Origin of the sequence: Vibrio artabrorum, from assembly GCF_024347295.1 — a bacterium.
In the GTDB taxonomy this organism is placed as follows: domain Bacteria; phylum Pseudomonadota; class Gammaproteobacteria; order Enterobacterales; family Vibrionaceae; genus Vibrio; species Vibrio artabrorum.
In genome coordinates this window covers 39,304-57,782 of record NZ_AP025458.1, presented here as the reverse complement: position 1 = coordinate 57,782, position 18,479 = coordinate 39,304, and the positions used below count along the sequence as shown (strand labels likewise).

The following is an 18,479-nucleotide window of genomic DNA, read 5'->3' as shown; positions in this document are numbered from 1 at the left end:
GGATTAGTTGACGACTGTCGCAGGTTTTTCATTTCCTGCTTCGCTATTGCGGTTTGCTTTAGCGATGAAGAATAGACCGATAATAGGCACTACAATTGCTGCGTATGGAATCATTCCAGCACCAAGGTTACTATCAAGTACAACCCCACCAAGAACCCCACCAAACGCGTTTGCCAAGTTAAACGCTGAAATGTTAGCGGTAGCAGCAAGTTCTTGACCATCACCACCATGATTCATAACACGAAGTTGCATTGAAGGCACATTAGCAAATGATGCAATACCAAAGATGAATGCAGCGATTACAAATAAGATCTTATTATCAACAACCAGACCAACAGCGATAAGTGATACGATCATCGCAATAGCCCAGAACATAGACGCTTTATTTAGATCTTTATCTGAAGAACGTCCACCAAGCGTGTTACCAATAATGAGACCTGCACCAACGATAACAAGGATCCAAGTAACAGCATTTTCACCATAACCGGTTATATGCATCGCGATAGGCGCTAAGTAACCGTAAAGCGTCATGAATCCAGACCAAGCAAAAACTGTGATAGCTAAACTAATCAGTAGAGCTGGGTTTTTAAATGCGCGTAGTTGAGATTTAACATCTTTAGCTTCACTATGACCCACTGATTTGATAAATGCCCCGATAGATAGCATCGCTACAGCACCTAGCACAGCAACAACAATGAACGTTGCGTGCCAGCTGTAATTCAGCCCAATCCAAGTACCTGCAGGCACACCAAGTACGTTCGCTAAGGTTAAGCCGGCGAACATCTGACCAACAGCACGACCTGCCATTTTTTCAGATACAAGGTTAGTTGCTACAACAGCACCGATTCCATAGAACGGGCCTTGAACAAGACCGCTGATAATGCGGCTCACAAATAGAATATTATAATCCGGCGCATAAGCAGAAAGCACATTACCGATGATAAATAGCAACATCAAACCAGATAAAACGTTTTTCTTGTTAAAACGTGATAAATAAATAGTAAGAATAGGACCGCCAATTACAATAGCTAATGCATAAGCACTGATTAAGTAACCAGCTTGGCCTTCTGTAATTGATAGGGATGTTGCGACTTGAGGCAAAATACCTGCGATAACAAATTCAGCGGTACCAATAGCAAACGCTGCGAGAGTTAATATCCAAACCTGAAATGGCATCGATTCTTTTTTCATTTTTTATCCTAGGGCGTTGACTGCTGATTAAAGTAAACTCAACGGTTTGTTTATATTGATTCTTTAACTAAAGCACCGCCATCAACATGATGATTGAGCCTCTCATGTACCTATTGTTGCTCGAAACTGAGTTCTCGATCACAATAATTAGGTGTTTCCACCTTTCCTATTAATGATCACTATTATATTCATAAGTATAAATTTGATAATTGCATGAAATATGAAATTATTATTCAGATAAACCGAACAATGATTGAGTGCTATGGCTTTTTCCCTTCAATCAAGCGCCCCTCACCCTGTTGTTGATCGCTTTCAAAAAGCAAACCTTAAGCTTTTATGTCTACTCTGAACCTTACTCGCCAACGCTACGTAACTTAGGTACTGACTAATTGAAAAAAGTAATGGAGTTTGTGATGAATCTACTCATTGAATCATTTGAAGGCGGGATTTACTTGGCTTACCAAATCGTTGGCGAGCAGAAGCAATTGATTAAAGACAACCACCAGCACCCAATGAAGTTTCTGAGTGTCAACCAAGCACATGACCACTTTAGTAATCAAGGTGTGGCATCAGCAATCCTCATTCATAACAGTGCTTATGATGAAATGTGTGGGGAACACTGTGGTCACACTCAACCGTTGGAGATTGATTTGAAGTGGTGTTAAATCAATCGTGCTGAGTTATGGTTTTCTACGCACCAACGGCTCTATTTGAACAATTTTTAGTGATTTTTAATCAAATTCGTATTGAAGAGTGTGTGTCTATAGGTCGAACCGATATTGAAAAAGGAAGGTGTCTAAACCACAAAGCCCCAGCAATGGCTGAGGCTAGGTAGGTGACTATTGAAGTGATGGTCGTTACTTAACGCACATTACGTTTAGTAGTGAAGAACCTTTGAGTTGGTTTACGTTACCGTTAGTAAACAGACCTTTTTTGTCGGCTCCCCAATACGGTAGATGCATTGGCCAGTTCTGCTTTTCCATGATCTTTGAGCTCAGGATGTTCTGCCACTGCTTTTCGGTCATCAGTTTCATGTTAACCTGGTTACACACTAACTCAGCACTGCCGTAATCGAGACGGTTCCAAGGTTTCCCTTGCTCCATGTAAAACGGCTGTTGATGATCCAGAAGATAAGGGATGGCATATTGACTGCCCGCAACATTTGCCGTCACACGAATTTCGATATCAAGCTCATTGTCTGAGCTCGCGACATCGACGGGAAGTGCTTGAACACCAGCACTGGCAACACTTACTTTTGATATTGGCTGAGTTGGGACTTTTGCTGTTTTAGGGGCTTTAGGTTCAGCAGGTTTCGTCACGGTCGACGGTGACGAAGCCTGGGATTTATCAGCTACACGAATAAAAGACTCAGCGTAACCTGAAACCTTACGCACTTGAGCAAGATCTTTTCTCGCTTCAGAGAATGTCGAGTAAGGACCGATTAAGCAGCGATAACTTCCGCCTTCCGGCTTCATCCATACATTGGTCGATATCTTCTCATACAGAGGCTTTGCTCGGTTCAATGACAGAGGCTTATTCAGCAGACCACATTGGACCCAAAACAGGTCGTTGTCTGAATGACGTTTCGGCGCTTTACTGCCCCACACACCCTTACCGATAGGACATGACTGTTCTAGCTGTGGTAATTGATTGGTACTTGCCTGAGTGGCATCACATAAAAATGATTCCGCATGTACTTGGCTAGAAACCAAAAGAGACACCGCAATCAACCCCATACGATAATTGCTAATCACAGCACCACCTATAACATTCATTATCAATTTCATAACCACCACTTAAACCCTGACAGGCAAACTGTTATCGAGTGAGTATCGATAGAACGCAGATTCTATTTAAACGATTATTAACAGTATCAATCAATGATATTCAGTTCTAGATCTCTTAAGCCCAAAAAGAGCCGTAATAACTTACGGCTTTTAGTTTAGCGACTTTTTTTGTTAAAAATCGATCTACGCTATCATCCTTTATAAATTTTAGGATTGAATACGTCACGTAACCAGTCGCCTAATAAGTTAATCACCAAAACCAATGTTACTAAAAGCACACCAGGGAACGCTGTGATCCACCATGCACCAGAGAAAATATAGTTAAAGCCCGTGCTAATTAGCGCTCCCAATGACGGCTGATCGACCGGAAGACCTAAGCCGAGGAAAGAAAGGGCCGCTTCTGACATGATTGCGTTAGCCACCTGTACCGTAGAGATAACCAATATTGGCGATAGACAGTTCGGTAAAATGTGACGGAACATAATACGAGGAGCTCTAAAGCCCATTACACGCGCCGCTTCGACGTATTCTTTCTTTTTTTCTGCCAAGACGGATGCGCGGATAGTTCGCGCATACTGCGGCCATTCTGCCACCCCGATGATCACGACCAACATCACAACGGCATATTGCGCATAGAAGTCACTGCCGAAACTTGCCTTAAATATAGCAGAGACAATGATCGCAACCATCATGGTTGAAAATGAAAGCTGGACATCGGCAAAACGCATCAGAAAGTTATCAATACGACCACCAAAATAACCCGCAGACAGACCAATAATAATACCTAAAGTTAGCTGAAGACCCACGGCTAAGAAACCAATCGTCAAAGAAAGGCGAGAGCCGTAAAGCATCGTAGATAGAATGTCACGACCTTGCTCATCAGTGCCCAGTAAGAAGCGCTCTTCGCCGTCTTCCATCCAAGATGGTGGCAACTCTGAGTCCATGATATCGATAGACGTCACGTCGTACGGGTCTGTTGGCGCTAAAATCGGCGCCGCCAGTGCCATCACTAAAAAGGCAGCAAAAATAGCAAAGCTGACCATTGCCACTTTATCGCGTAAAAAATAGTACAGAATGTCTGACTGCTTGAATCGCTCCCAACGGGATGGCGCGGTTATTGTTTGTTCCATGGTTATGCTCCTTTCCCTGTAATATTCACTGTTGGGTTGATGATGCCGTACAGCAGATCAACAATCGTGTTGGTGACCACGAAAATCAGGCCAACAAAGATAACGTATGCGGTAATCAGTGGTGTATCCACTCGGTTAATCGCTTCAAGGAATAGGAAACCGGTACCCGGCCACTGGAATACCGTTTCAGTAAGAATGGTGTAAGCCACCATAGTACCAATTTGAACCCCCCCTACCGTGAGTACTGGGAGCATGGTGTTTTTCAAAGCGTGTTGGTAGTAAATCTTGTTCAGCGCTAAGCCTTTCGCTTTACCAAACTTAATGTATTCAGAACTTAAAACCTCCAGCATTTCAGAGCGTACTAGACGAATAAACAGAGGCAGCATGATAGATGCCAAAGCGATGCTCGGCAGTACTAAGTGTGCAAGACCGTCGAGCGTTAAAAAGCCAGACTCCCAGCCAAACCAGTTCGCCGTATCACCACGTCCAAACGACGGCAACCAACCAAGCTCAATAGAGAACACATACATCAGCATGATTGCGGTTAAGAAAACAGGCACAGAGATACCGATACTACTGCCCGCCATCACCAGTTTAGTGAAGAAGCTTTTGGGGTGTATTGCAGAATAAACGCCAAGTGGGATCGACAGACAAACGATGATCAGAGACGCGCCAAACACCAGTTCTAGCGTCGCGACCAGCTTATCTAAAATTACATCCACCGCTGGACGTTTAAAGAAATATGAAGTACCAAGATCGCCTTGTAGAGCTGCGCCTATAAAACGAGTGTATTTTGTAACGAAGGGATCATTTAATCCGAGCTCATCACGCAGCGCTTGACGCTCCGACTCTGAAACAGATTGACCAACTAACTCACGCAACGGGTCGCCCAGGTTATCCTGAATGGCAAACGCCACCAAACTGATCACAAACATCACTATCAGTGCCTGAAACAGGCGCTTGACCAGAAACGTAACCATTCCTTGCCCCTTATCTATCCATGACTGCCTAATCGACATCCGCGACTAAACAACAAATAATTCAGCCTTGAAAAAGGTATTTAGCCAGACTGAAGAAAGACCAAATACCGAAACTTAAATCTATATCTTAATCATATAGAGAGCCTGAACACTTCAGGCTCTCGATTCTAACAAACGAGATTATTTTACAACGAGGTCGCCGAAGTAAGGCATCACCATTGGGTTAACGATATCGGCGGCACCGACATTCGATTTCGCGCCCCACGCTTCACTCTGCCAATGTAGCGGAACAAATACCGCATCGTTGTACAGTGTCGCTTCAACGCCTTTCAGCATTTTAGAGCGCTTAACTGGGTCCGTTTCTGTGTTAGAAGCTTCTACAATCGCATCCATTTCTGGGTTTGAGTAGCCAGAACAGTTGTATTGACCACGACCGGTCTCTTCGTTACGAGTCATGGTTAGGAACTCGTTGAAGTTCGCTGAATCTTCGGTGTCTGAGTGCCAACCGATCATCATCATGTCTGCTGAACATCGGTCAAACTCAGGCCAATACTGCGCTTTAGGCATGGTTTTAAGATCAACTTTGATACCAATCTTAGACAGCATTGCCGCCGATGCTTGAGCCACTTTTGCATCGTTCACATAACGGTTGTTTGGTGCCATCATCGTGAGTGTAAAGCCATCTTCGTAACCCGCTTCTTTCATGAGCATTTTGGCTTTTTTCAGGTCGTAACGAGGCACAAGTGCATCATCGTGACCCGCGTAGCCTGTTGGGCTTAGCTGACCAGCAGCCGTAGCAAAACCTTTCATGATTTTCTTAACAATACCTTCATTGTTAATCGCATGAACGATGGCTTGACGAACACGTACGTCTTTCAGTGCTTCGTTGCTGTTTTGATTCATTTGGAACGTAATGATACGAGTACCCGGCAGCGTCACTAAATCAATGTTCTTCGCGTTTTTAACACGCTTGTGATCGTTAGGTGCGACGGGGTGAATCATGTCTACATCACCAGAAAGAAGTGCCGCGACACGTGTTGCGTCTTCTTTGATTGGAACCAATGTTAGCTTGTCTACGTTACCTTTCGATTCTTTGTCCCAGTAATCGTTGAACCGCTCAAACGTCACTTTAACGCCTTGCTCACGCTGCGTTACGATGAATGGCCCAGTACCTGAAACGTGAGTCGAAGCAAACGAGTTTCCGTGCTTAACTAGCTCAGATTTATCTTTGCCTTCCGCGGTTTTGCCAGAATAGAATTTACTGTCCATCGGGAAGATATAAGTTGCAGTTTGCAGCACAAGTGGGTAAGCCGCTTTTGAAATAAGCTCAACGGTGTAGTCATCCACTTTTACCATTTTTTCGTATGGCGTGAAGATAGACTTAAAGTCTGGAGAAGCTTGTAGACGCTCAAAAGTCCACACAACATCATCAGCGGTGAACTCATTCCCAGAGTGGAATTTCACACCTTTACGTAAGTTAAAGCGGAAAGTCGTTTCATCAACACGCTCCCAGCTAGTTGCTAGGCGACCTTCAAAATCCATCTCTTGAGTGAAACGTACTAGAGGGTCAAACACCATGTGAGACATTTGCAATGTGCCACCAGACAGTTGCTCATGCGGGTCAAGTGATACAGGGTCAGCGGCGTAGCCAACGGTAATATCTGCTGCTGCTGCACTAAAGCTTAGGCCAGCTGCCATCAAAGCGACTACTAATTTGCTTTTCATGGTTTTCATTGCATAACTCCTTCATGCGGGAATCCAGATCCCTAATTGTTGTATTTGCGTCTGTTTATTGTTGTTAGCAAGCCAAGTCCAACTTGCTGATTTTTATACCGCGGCTTTTGCCACTGCTTTTTCTTCTCTTAAACCCGTAAATTCAGGCATTAAAGAAATGAGATGTTTGCTGTATTCGTGCTGAGGCGATTGGAATAGCTGCTCAGTTGGCGCCACTTCCAATAGTTGACCCATTTGCATCACGCCGACACGATCACACATTTGGCGAATAACCGGTAAATCGTGACTGATGAACAGCATGGTCAGGTTGAGTTCGTCTTGTAGGTCTTTTAATAGGTTAAGGATCTGAGCCTGTACCGACACATCCAGCGCCGAGGTAGGTTCATCACAAATCAGAAGACGTGGACGAGTTGCCAAGGCGCGAGCGATAGAAATACGCTGACGTTGACCACCTGAGAATTCGTGTGGGTATTTAACTCCAGCCAGCTTGCCTAAACCAACATGCTCAAGCAGATCGTGAACGATCTGCCGAGTTTCATTCTCGTTGCGCGTAAGCTTATGGAATCGAATCGGTTCAGCAATGATGTCAAAGATCTTCATTCGAGGGTTCATTGATGTGTATGGATTTTGGAACACCATCTGCATTTGGCGACGCATAGGGCGACGCTCTTTCTCTGACTTAAGTGCAGTAAGGTCAATACCTTCAAACGTTACCTTGCCTGAGTTGGGGGCGTACAAGCCTGCAATCACACGAGCAATCGTTGACTTGCCCGAACCCGATTCACCAACCAGCCCAAAAGTTTCACCTTCATGTACCTCAAAGCTCACGTTGTTTGACGCCTGAACGTATTCACGGCGGCTCTCAAAGAAAGAGTCCTTGGTGGTAAAGCGTAAGTGCACGTTTTCAACATTCAATAATGGGCCAGTGTAATCGCGGTGATCTTGGCTTTGACCTAACCAGTGATTTTTCACATCCAGAGGTTCCATCTCGTGCGCTTCTTCGATGTAACTCACCAAAGGGAAACGATCGAGCTTACGATCTGAACGCGGAACTGCGGAGATAAGACTGTGCGTATAGGGGTGTTCTGGGGTACCAAGAACTTTCGCCGTCGGACCAAACTCAACCAAATCACCACGATACATCACCGCAACGCGATCAGTCACATTAGAGACCACACCCATATCGTGCGTGACCAACATACAGCCGACGTTTTTCTGGATACAGAGGTCGCGAATTAACCCCAAAATTTGGTCTTGGATAGACACATCCAAGGCGGTTGTTGGTTCATCTGCGATGATTAAGTCAGGTTCACCCGCCAATGCGATCGCGATAACCACACGCTGACGCATACCGCCAGAGAATTGATGTGGGTACTGCTTTAAACGGTTTTCTGGTTGCGGGATACCAACTTGGTTCATCAAGTCTAATGAGCGCTGGTAGGCTTCTTGATCCGAAACCTTCATGTTGGCATGAATTGTCTCTTTTAACTGATGCTCTACGGTGAATAGAGGGTTAAGAGAAGTCATTGGATCTTGGAAGATAAAACCAATCTTTGAGCCGCGAACAGAACGCATCTGTTCAGGAGATAAACCGGAGACTTTTTCGCCGTCCAGAAATACCTCGCCGCTAGCGATGCGGCCAGGAGGGCTCAGTAAATCGATCACAGCATTACCTACTGTTGATTTTCCGGCACCAGACTCGCCGACGACACCAACAATCTCACCACGTTCAATGTTGAACGACAGCGACTTTACAGCAGCGTGTACACCATGACGAGATGGGTATTCGATGCGCAGGTTTTTTACTTCTAAAAGTGACATTATCAGACCTCTACTGCTTTGGCAGCTTTCTGCCCTGTCTGTAAAATTGAATCCATTCTTACCAAAATATTATTCTGATATTTTATACGGTTGCCAATTTGGCAAATAATTCACAAAAAAGCAACAAAATCAGGATAAAAAATCGACATCAAACGTTTAACAAGCAAAACAAGCACATAACAATTCATAATGACAATATATAATAGAAAGAAAGCATACTATTTTGTTATTAGACTTTCCCCCGAAAACCCCAACAAAACTAGACTGCAGTGTTTCTCCCCCAATAAGAAGAAGAATTCACCACCAGACAACTCAACCAGTTAATCATGCCAATAAAAAAAACCACTTTCAATTCTTTATGCTAATGATATAAACACAGAAAATACAAACAATCCGTTCATTGGGTCATAAGCACTCTTTAGTTGCTTATGTAACAGCAATGTTAAGCACAAACCGTAACAATCACATTGAAAATAGATTTTATTTTTCGAAGTCATCCTCCGACAAAGCCTATTATCTTGCCGGAGGAGCTTTCTAGAATTTAGTCTTACTTATTTTATAGAATAGGCACTGTTATAAACCAACCATTGTCAGAGTCATGGTGTGCTTATCTTATATGAAGGGAGATCGTCGATGTAATAACAGATAGGTTGTTGAATGGGTAGGTTTAACGTTTCAAGTCTATGGGATAAGGTTCAAATGACAGATGTAAAAAAGCCCCGTCATTTCTGACGGGGCTTTCTTGTGTGGTCGGTGAAGAGGGATTCGAACCCCCGACCCTCTGGTCCCAAACCAGATGCGCTACCAAGCTGCGCTATTCACCGAGATATTTTGTTTGATGACTCAAACCGGAAGCTTCAAAGAAGCACCAAAATTAATGGGGTGGCTAACGAGATTCGAACTCGCGACCACCGGAATCACAATCCAGGGCTCTACCAACTGAGCTATAGCCACCACTAACTTTTTATATAACCGCTATGATGCGATTATTGAAATAGTGGTCGGTGAAGAGGGATTCGAACCCCCGACCCTCTGGTCCCAAACCAGATGCGCTACCAAGCTGCGCTATTCACCGACTAGTTTTGTATCGACTCTTGGGAATAATGAATCAATACTGGAAGCCGAAGCTACCGATATTTTTAAAGAAAGAATGGGGTGGCTAACGAGATTCGAACTCGCGACCACCGGAATCACAATCCAGGGCTCTACCAACTGAGCTATAGCCACCATTGTTTCTTTTTGCCAATGCTACTCACCTAAGCAAGACCGGATGGCGCGCCTGAAAGGATTCGAACCTTCGGCCTTTGGCTCCGGAGGCCAACGCTCTATCCAGCTGAGCTACAGGCGCATGCCCTGTCGGCGGAGTGGAATAATACGTAGATCACTTAAGGTCGTCTAGTACTTTTTTAACTTTTTTTTCTGTTTGGTCTCTTTTTCGACAGTTAATATGTGATAAACCCCTTATTTGAGTACAACAACTGGCCGCAGCTTATAAGTTGTTGTTTATTGCAACAACTTATAAGGATATAATTACCCATTATTTACATTGATTTAACAGTTGCTCTTTGCTGTCCAAATCAAAATACCCTTCCAACACTATAAATCGGTAAGCACGCACTTACCTTGGGAATGTAAAGTGAGTTTAATGGATATTTCTCATCGAATTTTAAGCGTGGCCATCGCAGCTTTAACCTTTTCAACGGGTACTATGGCTGCAGGCCTAAGCGAAGCAGAGCACGATGCAATTGCTGAACGCATCAAACCCGTTGGACAAGTGTACCTTGTCGGCAGTGAACCAGCAGCCGCAGAACCAACAGGCCCTCGTGATGGCGCAACAGTTTACGGTACCTTTTGTATCGCTTGTCACGCATCTGGTGTAAGTGGCGCACCTAAAACGGGTGATGCTGGTGACTGGGCTCCTCGTATTGCGAAAGGTCGCGACATCCTAGCGGACCATGCCATCAACGGCTTTAATGCCATGCCAGCGAAAGGCTCATGTATGGACTGTTCAGACGACGAAATCAAAGATGCTATCGAACACATGATTGCTGGTCTGTAATTTATCGATCTGTAATTAAAAATGCCAGATTCAAAAAAAGGTGACTGCATGGTCACCTTTTTTATTAGCGTCTATATCGTACGATTAAAGTAGATCATTACTTCTTGTTGAACATCGCGCGAATATTGGCAATATGCGCCTGCCCTTTTTCCATTCTTTCTTCAGCAGATTGAGGCTTCTTAGCGCTTTCCCACTCCACATCATCATGCGGCAGTTCGTCAAGGAAGCGACTTTGTGTTGGCTTTATCAACTCACCATACTGACGGCGTTCACGACACTTAGTAAAAGTGAGTTCTTTCTGCGCTCGCGTAATCCCGACGTACATAAGACGACGCTCTTCTTCTACGTTACCTTCATCAACACTGGTTTGGTGCGGCAAAATGCCCTCTTCTGCACCCATCAGGAATACATACGGGAACTCTAGGCCTTTCGATGCATGCAATGTCATTAATTGGACTTGGTCTGCATCGTCATCATCTTCACCACGTTCCATCATGTCGCGCAGCGTTAAACGTTGAACCACCTCACGTAGGGTTTTCTCTTCTTTGTCGTAGTTGTCACCCTCAAGATCGGCCACAATCCAACTATACAGATCAGAGACGTTCTTCATTCGCATTTCAGCCGCTTTCGGGCTTGCCGATGTTTCGTACAACCAATCTTCATAGTTAATGTCGCGCACCAAAGAGCGCACGGCCTCAACCGTATTACCACGCTCAGCATTATCTGAAATTCGAACAATCCAATCGCCAAAACGACGCAGGTTTTCTAAACCGCGTCCCGTCAATGTTTGCTCCAAGCCCATCTCAAAACTGGCTTCAAACAGGCTCTTGCCACGCATATTGGCGTAGCTACCTAATTTTTCGAGCGTTACCGGACCAATCTCACGACGCGGCGTGTTTACGATACGTAAAAAGGCGTTGTCATCATCGGGGTTCACTAACACACGCAGGTAAGCCATGATGTCTTTAATTTCAGCTCTCGCGAAGAAAGACGTACCGCCAGAGATCTTGTAAGGCACACGGTTTTGCATCAAGGCTTTTTCAATCAAGCGAGATTGGTGGTTACCACGGTAAAGTACTGCGTAATCTTTGTATTCTGTGCGATTCAAAAACTTGTGGGCGATGATCTCGCCGGTAATACGCTCTGCTTCATGCTCTTCATTCTTAGCATTCAGTACCTTGAGCTTTTCACCGTCTGGGATCTCTGAGAACAGTGACTTTTCATAAACGTGTGGGTTGTTGGCGATCAAGATGTTCGCCGCACGTAAGATTCGACTGGTTGAACGATAGTTTTGCTCGAGTTTGATCAAACGAAGATTCGGATAGTCCTCACCCAGCAACACCAAGTTTTGCGGTTTTGCACCACGCCATGAATAGATAGATTGGTCATCGTCGCCTACTACCGTCAAACGACCACGCTCTCCTACTAGTAAACGAACCAACTCATATTGGCTGGTGTTGGTATCTTGGTATTCATCCACTAATAGATAGCGGATACGCGACTGCCAGCGCTCACGCACTTCTTGATTGGTTTTCAGTAACAATACCGGCATCGCGATCAGATCATCAAAATCAAGCGCGTTGTATGCCTTCATCTGTTTCTGGTACATCTCAAAACAGAATGCAAACAACTGATCTTGTTCGCCTTGAGCTCGAGCTTTCGCCTGATCTGGCGTCAGCATGTCATTCTTCCAATTCGAAATGGTGCTCATTAAAGCGCGCAGCAAATCCTTATCACCATCGATCTGCCTCTCTGTTAGCTCTTTTAACAAAGCTAGTTGGTCTTGGTCATCAAACAGAGAGAAACCCGCTTTCAAACCCAGCGCTTTGTATTCACGGCGAATAATCGTCAAGCCCATAGTATGGAAGGTCGAGACAATTAACCCTTTCGATTCACTTTTACCTAAGGTTTGCCCAACGCGCTCTTTCATCTCACGTGCCGCTTTATTGGTAAAGGTTACTGCTGCAATATTACGCGCCTTGTAGCCACACTCTTGAACCAAATACGCGATTTTATTGGTAATAACACGTGTTTTTCCTGATCCAGCGCCGGCTAATACTAAGCAAGGGCCAGAAACATACTTCACGGCTTCATCTTGTCTTGGGTTCAGTTTCATTTGAGTCTCAATTTGGTCTAGAGGAGCGAATTCAATTGCGCGCCTATAATAATGCTGCACTAGCACGAATGCTACGTTCTCTTATACAAGATTTTTACACGGTTTGTGCAAGATTTAATTGCACATATGTACTGTTATTGGTCTATAATGAATGAACGTTCATTCACTGGCAATTGAAAAATGACAACTCATATACCTCAGGATAAACGCCAACAAATACTTTCTGCCGCTGAAAAGCTCATTGCAGAGGTCGGCTTCCAAGGTCTTTCAATGCAGAAATTAGCGAAAGAAGCAGGAGTAGCAGCAGGCACGATCTACCGCTACTTCGATGATAAGGATCACTTGATCGAAGATGTTCGAGTGTTGGTCACTCAACAAGTAGCCGACGCCGTTCAAGAGGGGGTTAATAATTCAGATCCAATCAAGCAGCGCTACCGTACTATGTGGTTAAACATATGGAACTTAGCGGGAACAAACTTAGCTGCGATAAAAAATAGGATTCAGTATGACTCTTTACCCATTAGAAATGGCACGAACTTCAGGGAACTAGAACGTAAAATGTTTGCCCAAGTTGAGCGGTTATTTGATGAGGGTAAAGAACAAGGGTTGTTTAAACCACTTGATAATGAAGTATTAGGTGGCTTGAGCTTAGTGGCTAGTGTTTCTCTAGCGCGAAAGCATTCTTTAGGATATTACCAACTTGATGAGGCAGCACTAGAAGCTGCAATCGAAGCCAGTTGGGATGCAATAATTAAACACTAGAATGGGGTTTTGACCATAATGAAAAAGTGGACTTTCTTCATGTTACTCATCGCAGTACTGCTTTTCGGCAGCGTTATTGGGTTTAACATGTTCAAACAACAAAAAATTGCTGAGTATATGGCCAACCGCCCTGAACCAGAATTTCCAGTCACGGTAACGGAAGTTCAGCCTATCGATTGGGTACCGGTGATTGAAGTAATCGGCTTCATCGAACCCAACCAAGGTGTCACTCTGGCAAACGAAACGAGTGGCGTGATTGACCAAATCTCTTTTGAATCTGGTACCGACGTTAAGAGTGGACAACAATTAGTACGTCTTGATTCTGACGTAGAAAAAGCGAACATAAAGAGTACTCAAGCCCGACTACCGGCTGCGAAAGCGAAATATCAACGTTACCAAGGCTTGTTCAAGAAAGGCTCAATCTCTAAAGAAGCGTATGATGAAGCTGAAGCGAACTACTTCTCTCTCTCTGCTGATATTGAGAGCCTAAAAGCGTCGATTGAGCGTCGCGAAATTCGCGCGCCATTTGATGGTACTGTTGGTATCCGAAATGTATACCTAGGTCAATATCTACAATCAGGTACCGATATCGTTCGTTTAGAAGATACCAGCGTCATGCGCCTGCGCTTCACCGTTTCTCAAAATGACATATCTCGTATTAATGTTGGGCAAGCTATCGACATTTTTGTTGATGCTTACCCAGAAACTCCGTTTGAAGGCTCTATCAGTGCCATTGAACCCGCTGTCAGCATCCAAAGTGGTCTTATTCAAGTTCAAGCAGACATTCCGAACAGTGATGGAAAACTTCGTAGCGGCATGTTCGCTCGTGCTAACATCATTTTGCCGAAACTAGAGAACCAAGTAACTCTGCCTCAAACAGCAATTACTTTCACTCTATACGGTGACAATGTTTATATCCTGACTGAAGAAGACGGCGTTCAACGAGTGACTCAACATGTTGTCAAAGTCGGTGAACGTACCGCTGATATTGCACATATCCTTGAAGGCGTGAAAGCTGGCGATATGGTGGTAACTTCTGGCCAAGTACGCCTAAGTAACGGTGCCAAAGTTAAGATTGTTGAAAGTGATGCAATCACTCCACCGTCTAAAACACCTAAGCTGTAACTGGAGGCACAATGCGCTTTACTGATGTTTTTATTAAACGTCCAGTTCTAGCGGTATCCATCAGCTTTTTGATTGCGCTGCTTGGCTTACAAGCAATCTTCAAAATGCAGGTGCGTGAATACCCTGAAATGACGAATACCGTGGTGACAGTCTCAACTGGTTATTACGGTGCAAGTGCCGATCTTATCCAAGGTTTTATCACGCAGCCCCTCGAACAGGCTGTCGCTCAAGCGGATAACATCGACTATATGACGTCTTCTTCTGTATTAGGTAAATCTACGATTACCGTAAACATGAAGTTGAACACCGACCCAAATGCGGCGCTGTCTGACATACTGGCCAAGACAAACTCGGTACGTTCTCAGCTACCTAAAGAAGCTGAAGATCCAACCGTAACCATGTCTACCGGTTCAACGACGGCGGTTCTTTATATCGGTTTCACTAGTGATGAGCTAGTTTCGAGCCAAATTACCGATTATCTAGAGCGTGTTATCAACCCACAACTCTTTACGGTAAATGGTGTATCTAAAGTTGACCTTTATGGCGGTATGAAATACGCATTACGCGTGTGGTTAGATCCGTCAAAAATGGCGGCGGTTAACCTGACAGCTACCGATGTGATGTCGGTATTGAACGCCAATAACTACCAATCTGCAACAGGTCAAGCGACAGGTGAGTTTGTTCTTTATAACGGCAGTGCCGATACGCAAGTATCTAATACTGAAGAGCTAGAGAACCTCGTCGTTAGAAGTGGTGAAGGTGAGATTATTCGCCTTTCTGACATCGCTAAAGTCTCTTTAGAGAAAAGTCATGATGTTTACCGAGCGAGTGCCAACGGCAAGGAAGCGGTGGTTGCTGCTATCAATGCGGCACCAAGTGCGAATCCAATTAACATTGCAGCCGATGTCCTTGAACTTCTTCCTCAATTAGAGAAGAACCTCCCAAGTAACATCTCAATGAACGTAATGTACGATTCGACCATAGCGATTAATGAGTCTATTCATGAGGTTATCAAAACCATCCTTGAAGCTGCTTTGATCGTACTGATCGTAATTACCTTGTTCTTAGGTTCATTCCGAGCGGTACTGATCCCTATCGTTACTATCCCTCTATCTTTGATTGGTGTGGCTATGGTAATGCAAGCAATGGGCTTCTCTTGGAACCTGATGACATTACTGGCAATGGTACTCGCCATTGGCCTGGTAGTTGATGATGCGATCGTTGTACTTGAGAACGTCGACCGGCATATCAAGCTCGGGGAATCCCCTTTCCGTGCCGCGATTATCGGTACCCGAGAAATTGCAGTGCCGGTTATCGCCATGACACTCACACTCGGTGCGGTATACGCTCCGATTGCGATGATGGGAGGGATTACAGGTTCACTATTTAAAGAGTTTGCGTTAACCCTAGCCGGTTCGGTTTTCGTATCGGGCATCGTTGCACTGACACTATCGCCAATGATGTGCTCAAAAATGCTGAAAGCTCACGCTGAGCCAAGCAAGTTTGAGCAGAAAGTTCATAGCGTGCTGAATGGCATGACTAACCGTTACGAACGTATGCTTGGTGCAGTAATGCAACATCGTCCTGTATTTATTGGTTTTGCTATCATCGTATTTGCAAGTTTGCCGTTGTTGTTCAAGTTCATCCCAAGTGAATTAGCGCCTTCAGAAGATAAAGGTGTGATCATGCTGATGGGTACTGCGCCATCGAATGCGAACTTAGACTTCATGCAAAATACCATGAATGACGTAAACAAAATTCTCTCTGATCAACCAGAAGTTGCTTACGCGCAGGTATTCACTGGTGTACCTAGTGCAAACCAAGCATTTGGTATCGCATCGATGGTGCCTTGGAGTGAACGTGAAACAAGTCAATCAGAGGCAGCAAACCGAGTCGGTACTTTGGTGAAAGATATTCCCGGAATGGCGGTAACTGCATTCCAAATGCCAGAGTTACCAGGTGCGGGCTCGGGTCTTCCAATTCAGTTTGTTATTACAACACCAAACAGTTTTGAGAGTTTATTCCAAATCACGACTGACATTTTAACGGACGTAGCGACAAACCCACTGTTCGTATACTCAAACCTCGATTTGAACTACGACTCAGCAACGATGAAAGTACACATCGACAAAGATAAAGCGGGCGCATACGGCGTGACCATGCAAGATATCGGTATCACCTTGGGTACCATGATGTCAGATGGCTACGTAAACCGTATCGACTTGAATGGTCGCTCTTATGAGGTAATCCCTCAGGTTGAACGTAAATTCCGTTTAAACCCAGAGTCGATGAATAACTACTACGTACGCGCTGCTGATGGTAAAGCCGTTCCACTCGGCAGTTTGATTACCATTGATGTTGTAGCAGAGCCTCGTTCTCTTCCTCACTTCAACCAATTGAATTCAGCTACCATTGGAGCTGTACCAGCACCAGGCGTTGCAATGGGAGATGCGATTACATGGTTTGAAAACACGGCGGCAAGCAAGTTACCAAGTGGCTACAATCACGATTACATGGGTGAAGCACGTCAATACGTAACTGAAGGTAGCGCACTTTACGCGACCTTTGGCCTAGCACTGGCTATCATCTTCTTGGTTCTAGCGATTCAATTCGAATCTCTGAAAGATCCATTGGTTATCATGGTATCTGTACCACTGGCGATTTGTGGTGCCTTAATCGCTCTAGCTTGGGGGGCGGCAACGATGAACATCTACTCACAAGTAGGCTTGATCACTTTGGTCGGCCTGATTACCAAGCACGGTATCTTGATCTGTGAAGTTGCAAAAGAGGAACAGTTGCATCATCACAAAACTCGTATCGAAGCAGTAATGGAAGCCGCGAAGGTTCGTCTTCGTCCAATCCTGATGACAACAGCGGCGATGATCGCGGGTCTAATTCCACTGATGTACGCAAGCGGTGCGGGTGCAGCTCAGCGCTTTAGTATTGGTATCGTAATCGTTGCTGGTCTCGCGATTGGTACTCTCTTCACGCTATTTGTACTGCCAGTAATTTACAGCTACTTGGCTGAAAAACACAAACCTCTACCTGTATTTGTTGAAGACAAAGACCTAGAAAAACTAGCTCGCATCGATGAAGCAAAAGCAGCACACAGAGAATTAGCTGATAATAAGTAATCGCTAAATCGTAAAACCATCAAAAAGGTCACGTCGGTGGCCTTTTTGATACACGATAGGCGACATCTCTAATCTGATTAAATAGAATAGTGATAAATAGTCAGGAGTTTTAATCGATATGTTTGATCCAAAAAAACTAGAGCAAATTGCTAAGCAGATCCACGACTCTATGCCTCAGCCAGTTAAAGAACTGGGTTCAGACGTAGACCAAAAAGTTCGCCAAGTAATCCAAGGGCAGCTAAACAAGTTAGACGTTGTCAGCCGTGAAGAGTTTGATGTTCAAACTCAAGTACTGTTGCGCACACGTCAGAAGCTAACAGAGATGGAACAAAAGCTCGTTGAACTAGAAGCTAAGCTTGCTGATAAGTAAGCTGAAAAGCGAGATAACCCTGGGGGCTGACGTGAAAACGTCGGCCCTTTTTATATGCGAATACTTTGGGAGGAAGATAGAGGGGTGTAGACAGTGACAACTCTTTGTTTTTATTACTGTCACCCTCAAGAGCGAGGAACGAGAGAGTTGGGGATCTTATACAATGAGCGAAGAACCGTTAGAGATTCCCTACTCCTTCCTTCGTCAGTCTAGGGAATGACGGTTTACCTCTCGAAGGGCATAAAACTCTACCCAAAAACAAAAAGGCTT

At 44.6% G+C, this 18,479-nt stretch carries 13 protein-coding genes and 5 tRNA genes; 6 read left to right on the top strand and 12 right to left on the bottom strand.

What is annotated here, in order from left to right; genetic code table 11:
- Window positions 1-3: 3 nt before the first annotated feature.
- Window positions 4-1,191, bottom strand: a complete 1,188-nt coding sequence (locus OCU36_RS00255; protein ID WP_261838527.1) for an MFS transporter — start codon at window positions 1,189-1,191, stop codon at window positions 4-6.
- 413 nt (window positions 1,192-1,604) lie between these two features.
- Between OCU36_RS00255 and OCU36_RS00250 the strand changes: the two genes are divergently transcribed.
- Complete coding sequence (locus OCU36_RS00250) at window positions 1,605-1,856, top strand: DUF6482 family protein (RefSeq protein ID WP_261838526.1); 252 nt, start codon at window positions 1,605-1,607, stop codon at window positions 1,854-1,856.
- Between the two features lie 192 nt (window positions 1,857-2,048).
- Here the strand turns inward: OCU36_RS00250 and OCU36_RS00245 are convergent, their stop codons facing one another.
- The 10 genes from OCU36_RS00245 to OCU36_RS00200 form a co-directional block, all read right to left on the bottom strand.
- The gene (locus OCU36_RS00245) at window positions 2,049-2,978 is read right to left on the bottom strand and encodes an SPOR domain-containing protein (RefSeq protein WP_261838525.1); all 930 of its coding nucleotides are present in this window, start codon (window positions 2,976-2,978) and stop codon (window positions 2,049-2,051) included.
- Window positions 2,979-3,169: 191 nt separating this feature from the next.
- Complete coding sequence (locus tag OCU36_RS00240; RefSeq protein WP_261838524.1) at window positions 3,170-4,108, bottom strand: ABC transporter permease; 939 nt, start codon at window positions 4,106-4,108, stop codon at window positions 3,170-3,172.
- Window positions 4,109-4,110: 2 nt separating this feature from the next.
- A complete protein-coding gene (locus OCU36_RS00235) occupies window positions 4,111-5,088 on the bottom strand; it encodes an ABC transporter permease (RefSeq protein WP_261838523.1) in 978 nt (325 codons plus the stop codon).
- Window positions 5,089-5,268: 180 nt separating this feature from the next.
- Complete coding sequence (locus tag OCU36_RS00230; RefSeq protein WP_261838522.1) at window positions 5,269-6,822, bottom strand: ABC transporter substrate-binding protein; 1,554 nt, start codon at window positions 6,820-6,822, stop codon at window positions 5,269-5,271.
- Between the two features lie 93 nt (window positions 6,823-6,915).
- Window positions 6,916-8,643, bottom strand: coding sequence for a dipeptide ABC transporter ATP-binding protein (locus tag OCU36_RS00225; RefSeq protein WP_261838521.1), 1,728 nt, complete (start codon window positions 8,641-8,643; stop codon window positions 6,916-6,918).
- Window positions 8,644-9,390: 747 nt separating this feature from the next.
- Window positions 9,391-9,467, bottom strand: a tRNA-Pro gene (locus tag OCU36_RS00220).
- 54 nt (window positions 9,468-9,521) lie between these two features.
- Window positions 9,522-9,597: transfer RNA gene (locus OCU36_RS00215), tRNA-His, on the bottom strand.
- A 44-nt stretch (window positions 9,598-9,641) separates the two neighbouring features.
- Window positions 9,642-9,718 (bottom strand) — tRNA-Pro (locus OCU36_RS00210).
- Window positions 9,719-9,794: 76 nt separating this feature from the next.
- Window positions 9,795-9,870, bottom strand: a tRNA-His gene (locus OCU36_RS00205).
- A gap of 44 nt (window positions 9,871-9,914) precedes the next feature.
- Window positions 9,915-9,991: transfer RNA gene (locus OCU36_RS00200), tRNA-Arg, on the bottom strand.
- Between the two features lie 297 nt (window positions 9,992-10,288).
- Here OCU36_RS00200 and OCU36_RS00195 point away from each other — a divergent pair.
- The gene (locus OCU36_RS00195; protein ID WP_261838520.1) at window positions 10,289-10,702 is read left to right on the top strand and encodes a c-type cytochrome; all 414 of its coding nucleotides are present in this window, start codon (window positions 10,289-10,291) and stop codon (window positions 10,700-10,702) included.
- 97 nt (window positions 10,703-10,799) lie between these two features.
- On the opposite strand, the gene rep is transcribed toward OCU36_RS00195, so the two are convergent.
- Complete coding sequence (rep, locus tag OCU36_RS00190) at window positions 10,800-12,818, bottom strand: DNA helicase Rep (protein WP_261838519.1); 2,019 nt, start codon at window positions 12,816-12,818, stop codon at window positions 10,800-10,802.
- Window positions 12,819-12,998: 180 nt separating this feature from the next.
- Between rep and OCU36_RS00185 the strand changes: the two genes are divergently transcribed.
- The 4 genes from OCU36_RS00185 to ubiK all read left to right on the top strand — a co-directional run bounded on the left by OCU36_RS00185 (window position 12,999) and on the right by ubiK (window position 18,209).
- Window positions 12,999-13,580, top strand: coding sequence for a TetR/AcrR family transcriptional regulator (locus OCU36_RS00185; RefSeq protein WP_261838518.1), 582 nt, complete (start codon window positions 12,999-13,001; stop codon window positions 13,578-13,580).
- An 18-nt stretch (window positions 13,581-13,598) separates the two neighbouring features.
- Window positions 13,599-14,705, top strand: a complete 1,107-nt coding sequence (locus OCU36_RS00180; RefSeq protein WP_261838517.1) for an efflux RND transporter periplasmic adaptor subunit — start codon at window positions 13,599-13,601, stop codon at window positions 14,703-14,705.
- Between the two features lie 11 nt (window positions 14,706-14,716).
- Window positions 14,717-17,839, top strand: a complete 3,123-nt coding sequence (locus tag OCU36_RS00175) for a multidrug efflux RND transporter permease subunit (protein WP_261838516.1) — start codon at window positions 14,717-14,719, stop codon at window positions 17,837-17,839.
- A 118-nt stretch (window positions 17,840-17,957) separates the two neighbouring features.
- The gene (gene ubiK, locus OCU36_RS00170; RefSeq protein ID WP_261838515.1) at window positions 17,958-18,209 is read left to right on the top strand and encodes a ubiquinone biosynthesis accessory factor UbiK; all 252 of its coding nucleotides are present in this window, start codon (window positions 17,958-17,960) and stop codon (window positions 18,207-18,209) included.
- Window positions 18,210-18,479: the final 270 nt, after the last annotated feature.

What these genes read in the sequence shown, in the direction of transcription:
- OCU36_RS00195 (WP_261838520.1), top strand. Translation starts at nt 10,289, where the DNA reads ATGGATATTTCTCATCGAATTTTAAGCGTGGCCATCGCAGCTTTAACC.
- OCU36_RS00240 (WP_261838524.1), bottom strand. Translation starts at nt 4,108, where the DNA reads ATGGAACAAACAATAACCGCGCCATCCCGTTGGGAGCGATTCAAGCAG.
- OCU36_RS00255 (WP_261838527.1), bottom strand. Translation starts at nt 1,191, where the DNA reads ATGAAAAAAGAATCGATGCCATTTCAGGTTTGGATATTAACTCTCGCA.
- OCU36_RS00225 (WP_261838521.1), bottom strand. Translation starts at nt 8,643, where the DNA reads ATGTCACTTTTAGAAGTAAAAAACCTGCGCATCGAATACCCATCTCGT.
- OCU36_RS00245 (WP_261838525.1), bottom strand. Translation starts at nt 2,978, where the DNA reads ATGAAATTGATAATGAATGTTATAGGTGGTGCTGTGATTAGCAATTAT.
- OCU36_RS00180 (WP_261838517.1), top strand. Translation starts at nt 13,599, where the DNA reads ATGAAAAAGTGGACTTTCTTCATGTTACTCATCGCAGTACTGCTTTTC.
- OCU36_RS00250 (WP_261838526.1), top strand. Translation starts at nt 1,605, where the DNA reads ATGAATCTACTCATTGAATCATTTGAAGGCGGGATTTACTTGGCTTAC.
- OCU36_RS00185 (WP_261838518.1), top strand. Translation starts at nt 12,999, where the DNA reads ATGACAACTCATATACCTCAGGATAAACGCCAACAAATACTTTCTGCC.
- rep (WP_261838519.1), bottom strand. Translation starts at nt 12,818, where the DNA reads ATGAAACTGAACCCAAGACAAGATGAAGCCGTGAAGTATGTTTCTGGC.
- ubiK (WP_261838515.1), top strand. Translation starts at nt 17,958, where the DNA reads ATGTTTGATCCAAAAAAACTAGAGCAAATTGCTAAGCAGATCCACGAC.
- OCU36_RS00175 (WP_261838516.1), top strand. Translation starts at nt 14,717, where the DNA reads ATGCGCTTTACTGATGTTTTTATTAAACGTCCAGTTCTAGCGGTATCC.
- OCU36_RS00230 (WP_261838522.1), bottom strand. Translation starts at nt 6,822, where the DNA reads ATGAAAACCATGAAAAGCAAATTAGTAGTCGCTTTGATGGCAGCTGGC.
- OCU36_RS00235 (WP_261838523.1), bottom strand. Translation starts at nt 5,088, where the DNA reads ATGGTTACGTTTCTGGTCAAGCGCCTGTTTCAGGCACTGATAGTGATG.